Origin of the sequence: Mycobacterium sp., assembly GCF_040509115.1 — a bacterium.
GTDB lineage: Bacteria > Actinomycetota > Actinomycetes > Mycobacteriales > Mycobacteriaceae > Mycobacterium.
Genome location: NZ_JBEVLO010000221.1, coordinates 1 through 5,670 on the forward strand (window position 1 = coordinate 1; position 5,670 = coordinate 5,670).

Annotated in this window: 7 protein-coding genes; 4 read left to right on the forward strand and 3 right to left on the reverse strand. The window is 66.2% G+C overall.

The window, feature by feature from the left end; genetic code table 11:
* On the reverse strand, positions 1–508 hold a 508-nt coding region (locus tag ABW137_RS15350), incomplete at its 3' end, for an MBL fold metallo-hydrolase (RefSeq protein ID WP_526401388.1).
* Between the two features lie 19 nt (positions 509–527).
* Positions 528–1,379, reverse strand: a complete 852-nt coding sequence (locus ABW137_RS15355; protein WP_526401390.1) for an NAD(P)H-binding protein — start codon at positions 1,377–1,379, stop codon at positions 528–530.
* Positions 1,380–1,470: 91 nt separating this feature from the next.
* On the opposite strand from ABW137_RS15355, the gene ABW137_RS15360 reads away from it, so the two are divergent.
* Entirely contained in the window at positions 1,471–1,899 is a 429-nt protein-coding gene (locus tag ABW137_RS15360; protein ID WP_526401392.1) for an RrF2 family transcriptional regulator, read from the forward strand.
* Between the two features lie 171 nt (positions 1,900–2,070).
* Here ABW137_RS15360 and ABW137_RS15365 read toward each other — a convergent pair whose 3' ends face one another.
* Positions 2,071–3,024: an NADP-dependent oxidoreductase gene (locus ABW137_RS15365; RefSeq protein WP_526401394.1), complete on the reverse strand. Its 954-nt coding sequence runs from the start codon at positions 3,022–3,024 to the stop codon at positions 2,071–2,073.
* A gap of 67 nt (positions 3,025–3,091) precedes the next feature.
* Here ABW137_RS15365 and ABW137_RS15370 point away from each other — a divergent pair, with 67 nt between their 5' ends.
* From ABW137_RS15370 to ABW137_RS15380, 3 genes are all read left to right on the forward strand, one after another.
* On the forward strand, positions 3,092–3,214 hold the full coding sequence (locus tag ABW137_RS15370; protein ID WP_526401396.1) for a hypothetical protein: 123 nt from the start codon (positions 3,092–3,094) through the stop codon (positions 3,212–3,214).
* 209 nt (positions 3,215–3,423) lie between these two features.
* Entirely contained in the window at positions 3,424–4,281 is an 858-nt protein-coding gene (locus ABW137_RS15375; protein ID WP_526401398.1) for an NAD(P)H-binding protein, read from the forward strand.
* Positions 4,278–5,108 (forward strand): NAD(P)-binding domain-containing protein, encoded by an 831-nt coding sequence (locus ABW137_RS15380; RefSeq protein WP_526401400.1) that lies wholly within the window; start codon positions 4,278–4,280, stop codon positions 5,106–5,108. Before ABW137_RS15375 ends, ABW137_RS15380 begins: the two co-directional genes overlap by 4 nt.
* Positions 5,109–5,670 lie beyond the last annotated feature (562 nt).

Genomic DNA, 5,670 nt, shown 5'->3' on the forward strand with positions numbered 1-5,670 from the left:
CGTCGATCGGTCCCGCGCGCCGGGCGATCAGCCACCAGTACCCGTGGAAGATCGTGTCGCCGCCGTGGAACACGCGCTGCCCGTCGGCCTCGACTACCCAGTTCACCTGGATATCGCCCAGGCCGTCGACCGATGGGACGGCGGTAACGATGAACGGCGACAAATCAATTCGCTCCCACTCGGTGACGACCCGCACGTCCAGGGAGCTGGCTGCGAGATCGGCCTCGGCGCCCTCGGTGAATGCGGCCTCCTCGGCTGTGGCGGCAAAGGGCTTGGGACGCAGCAGCAGACCCGTGGGTCCGACGGCCGTCTGAATCGCGGAGACGTCGGTGTGGTCTTCGTGCAGGTGCGTCACCAGCGCCGCCCTTGCAGGGTGCGCAGGCTCGACATATGCCCCCTCCGGCTGCGTGGCAGTAAGGAGGAAGAAGTCTTTGACGTAGTCGATCACGATGGAGGAGCCTTGGGAGGTGATCTCGATCCCGGCCCAGCCAAGTCGTCGAATCTTCATTCTTCTGAGTCCTTTCCGGTCAGCTAGCCTGCTGCGCGAGTTTCACCAAGGCGTCCAACGACGTTGGCGCGCGCCCACTCAGATCGGTCACCGCGGTGGTGACCGTTTCCAGGTAGCCCTCGCGGGTGGCCCTGCCGAAGGACGCCACGAGACGCGCCACGTGCTCCGGCAGCCCTGATCTGGTCAACGCCGAAACGTATGCCGCGTCGTCCAGTTGGACGACCTCGATGTCGGCACCCGCGAGAGCCGCAAGGTCGTAGGCGGACAACGCCCGCGGTCCGGTGATGTCATAGGCGACGTTCTTCCCGCTGCGCTGGATCAGTGCGCCGACGGCAGCGGCCGCACAGTCTGCGCGCGTTACATACGCCGCGCGGCCGTCGCCCGAGTTGACTACCAGCTGCCCTGCCGCGGCGGCGTGCGCCAATCCCGCCAGCTGCATGTCTGCGTACAGGTTGTTCCGTAGCGACGTCCATGCCAAACCACTGGACTGCAAGGCTTTCTCGGTCGCCAGGTGGTCGGGCGCAACGAGGGCAGGGTTGGCTTCCACCGGTTTCGGGACCGACGTGTAGACGACATGACGCACCCCGGCGGTGGCGGCGGCCTGGATGGCAGCCAGGTGCCCCGGGAGTCGGTCGCCGACGCGATCAGTCGAGATCAAGAGCAGGCCATCGATACCGTCGAACGCCTCCGCGAGCGATGAGGGGTCGCCGAAATCGGCCGTACGTACGTCAACGCCACGGACGGCGAACTCTCTCAATGAGTCAGCCGTGCGGCTGGTCAGCACGATCTCTGCAGGATCGACGACATCGAGCAGTCGCGCGGCGGCATCGCGGCCGAGTTGCCCGGATGCCCCGGTAATTCCAAACGTCATCGAAGAGTCCTTCCATCTATTCGCAATCATCAAGATTGCGGTTAGTAAACGAACTGTAGTCACGCCGGTTGCAATATGGCAAGCTTGGGCGATGGCGACGACGACCAACACACAGTTTGCGGTGGCCGTCCATGTCCTCACATATCTCGCCGGGAGCGACATGACGCGTCCGATCAGCTCCGACGAATTGGCCGCCAGCGTGAACGCAAGCCCGGTCTACGTACGACGCGCGCTCACGCCACTGCGCGAGTCAGGCATGGTGGCGTCCAGCCCCGGCGCCCGTGGAGGCTGGGTACTCCTGCGGGCGGCGCAGTCGATCACCCTGGCCGAGGTTTGGCGACTCGTTCAGGGTGACGATCCGGTACTCGGCCTGCACGGGCCGAATCCCCAGTGCCGCACAGGGACCGGGGTGCAGCGTGCGCTGGTGGCGATCGATCGGGAGGTAGCACAGGCGGTCGACGCGCGGCTCGCGCGCATCACCGTCGCCGACGTACTCAGCGGAGCCACACTTTCACTCTGAGACACGGACGTCTGACCGTTGCCAACCACCCGGACGTCCGACCCGGCGTAGACGTCTGCACCACGCAGGCCCACCTCGTGGGTTCCGGCACCGGCCTGCTCGGCCAGAGTGGCACGGGCGCATTCCGGATCCCGGTGCCCGCGTCTTGGCCGGGCCGCGCCCACATCGTGATTACAGGACGAGGACGAGCTTGCCGCCCGGCCTGCGGGAGTGGCTGAGCGTGGCGGCGTCGTGGATCTGCGCCAGCGTGTAAGTACGGGCGACCGGTATGACCAGGATGCCTTCATCCGCGAGTCGGGCGAACTCGCCGAGCCGGTCGTATCGCATGTCGATCTGGGTGATCCGCACACCCAGTTCGGCTGCGGCGGCGAAGTCCGAGACGGTGACGACGCGGTCGGGGTCACCAGTCAACTCGATCAGGGTCGGTAGCGAGCCGCCGGCCGGGCTGGCCTCGCCGGGGCGGTCAGCCCGGCCCCCTGTCGGGCTTGCGTCCATGGCGCGGTCGACGCGGCCTCCGGCTAGATCGGCGACGCGTTCGGCCATGCCGTCGCCGTAGCCGGTTACCCGGGCGCCAACACCTTCTAGGGCCGCCGCACGCGTCGGCCCGGCGGTGGCGATCACGCGGATACCCCGGTGCAGCGCCAGTCGAACCGCCGCCTCCCCCACGGTGGAACCCGCACCGTGGACAAGCAACAACTCCCCCGGCCGCACACCGAGGTCGTCGAGCGCATGCCACGCAGTCTCGGCCGCCATGGGCATCGCAGCCGCCTGTTCGTTGCCAATGCTCTCGGGGATGGGCGCCCAGGCTGTCATCAGTGCATACTCGGCGGCACCGGCCGTCGGGCCGTCGAAGGCCGCCGGGCCGAACACCCGGTCACCGACCTCCACCCCAGTAACGCTCTCTCCAAGCGCATCGACCGTGCCGGCTACTTCAAGGCCGAGTCCGCGTGGGAGCGGCGGTAATTGGTCGGCGAAGAGGCCATCGACCACTGCCCAGTCCGCCGGGTTCAGTGCACATGCCCGTACGGCGATCCGGATCTGACCTGGCCCCGGCTCGGGCCTCGGGGCGTCGCGGAGCACGATCACGTCCGGGGATCCGAATTGGTCGAACTGAAGGGCCTGCATGACTTCTCCTTGCGATGACAGCATCTGCTGTCACCAACGTACACTGCCGACGACAGCATCTGTCGTCATGGGCTCGCGGGTGGCCGAGGTGCTACTCCGATGCCGGGGCAGGCGCGAGCGCGCGGCGCTCGACCCGTTCGGCGTGAACGGGTTCGACCGCACTGTCGCGCAGATCGCGCAGAGCTTGTGAGACGTACTGTCCGAAAAGGGACATTGTGTATGTTAGTGGCATGTCTGATCGTGTTGCGGATGCAGGCTCGGCGGCGCAAACCACGGATCGCCCGCTAGCACGCCCTAGGGCATGCCCAACAACCGATTGCGGCCAGCGGCCCCGAGGATCGCGCCCGGCGAACCACAGATGAGTCCCCCCATACCCGCGGTATCCATCGAGGAGGCATCATGACCATCGTCGTCACCGGAGCGACCGGCAACGTCGGTAGACCGCTCGTGCACGAGCTACACGCCGCGGGCGCCGAGGTACGGGCCGTCACCCGAGATCCCGACGGCGCGCACTTTCCGTACGGAGTTACGTTGCATCACGACGTCGCCGATGCACTGCCCGGAGCATCTGCCGTATTCCTGAATTCCCGGGCCCTGGCCAATCAGCTCGACGGCGTAGCCGAATTGGCGCGACGCCACGGCGTTCGTCGACTCGTCGCTCTGTCGGCGATCAACGTCGACGACGAACTTCGTCGGCAACCGTCGCGCTTCATCGGCGACCGCAACAAGGAGGTCGAGCAACTCGCCGTCGACTCCGGCGTGGACTGGATCAGCTTGCGCCCAGCACAATTCCCCTCCGCCCTTGCCAACATGTGGGCCGCCCAGATCCACGCCGGCGACACCGTGAGCGGTCCGTATGCGGCAGCGTCCAGTGCACCGATCAGCGAAGCCGACATCGCCGCCGTCGCCGCCCGGGCGTTTCTCACCGACGACCTCGTTGGCCGCAGAATCACGCTGACCGGACCGGAGGCTCTCACCAACACCGAGTTGGTGCAGGCCATCGGAAAGGTGCTCAACCGCCCACTGCGCTACCACGAAATCCCGGCCGAACAGGTACGACACCGTTTCCTCGACCGAGGATTTCCCGTCGAGTTCGCCGATGCCTACCTCGCGATGCAAGCCAGCACCGTGGACAACCCGGCTCTGGTGACTCGCGAAGTGGACTCCATCCTCGGCCGACCAGCTCAATCATGGGCGCAATGGGTTTCCGACAATCGAGACCTCTTCACCAACGGCCCACGAAGCCGTCCGGCGTGAGTGCCCCGATGCGGGTAGCCGTGCTCGGAATGGGCGCAATGGGACGCGCGGTTGCCGAGCGCGCACGACGTCAGGGCTACGAGGTCGTGGTGTGGAACCGCACCCCGGGTAGAGCAGGAACACTGCCCGAATCACCTAGCGCGGCTGCGGCGGTGGGTCGCGCGCACGCGGTCATCGTGGTCGTGCGCGACGACGCAGCGGTCCGACAGGTCTGCAGCCCTGAACTTCTTGACGCACTCGGACCCAGCACCTACCTGCTCATCGTCACCACCGTGGCACCCGAGTTGATCCGCGACATCGAGACGCAACGGCCGGGACGAGTGCTCGATATCCCTGTAATCGGTTCGCCCGCGATGGTTCTCGACGGTCAGGCCGCCATGCTCGTCGGCGGCGCGGAGCAAGCGACACCGGAACTCGCGCAATTACTCGACGATCTCAGTCCCGCGCACACTCAATGCGGACCCCCGGGCGGGGCAACCGTCATCAAGATCGTGTCCAACTACCAGCTCGTCGTCGGTGTCACCGCACTCGCCGAAGCGGTCGCCGCGGCACGCAGCTACGGTGTCAGCGACACCGTGCTCACGGCGGCCTTCGGCGCCAGCATCATGATCAGCGACGGCGCCCGCATGGGATTACCGGCAATGCTCGATCCCAGCCACGACGGTGTGCTCGGCCCAGTCAGCACTGCAGTCAACGACATCAACCGCATGCTCGCACTCACCCCCGAACGCAATCGCGTGCTTGCGTCCGCCACCCTGAGCCTGCTCGCGCGCGTCGCCGAACCACACTGGCCCGACCTCTCTGCAGTCATCGAGGGCCTGCCCTAAACGCGAGCATCCTTCCGACCTACTGACGGAATCGAACTGCGCAGGCCTGGTCGGGCAACGTGACGGCCTCTCTCGTGACCGGGCGAGTCGCCCAACCGTATCTCGTTCGCCTGCAAACCGATTGGACCATGAATTCGTAGATCACCACGTCATGGGCCATGGCAACTGGTCAGCTTCCGGAACTGAGAGCACAGTTCGGCGCGTCATTGGATGTGCAACCGAATGCGCTGACCGAGCCCGAGTTCAGAAGCGTAGAGCGGACCCCGAGACGCCGATCAAAGCGGGCGGCACCGCCTGCACTCGGCATGCTCCGGGCCACCCCTCGGGTAGCCGACCGCCGAGAACAAGCGCCGGCTTCAGTAGACGCCCGTTCAACGTAGGGATCGCCGAGGCCCTTCGATGTCTCACTTCGGCGACGTCGTCCGCCCCATCCACTGCGGCGCAGGATCCGACACATCCGACTCGATCGACACCGTCGGCGATCTCAATCTTGAGACACCACCTAACGGGATGTGGCTCGCATAGTTGACCCATCGAACTGTGTCGCAGAGCACACAGCCGA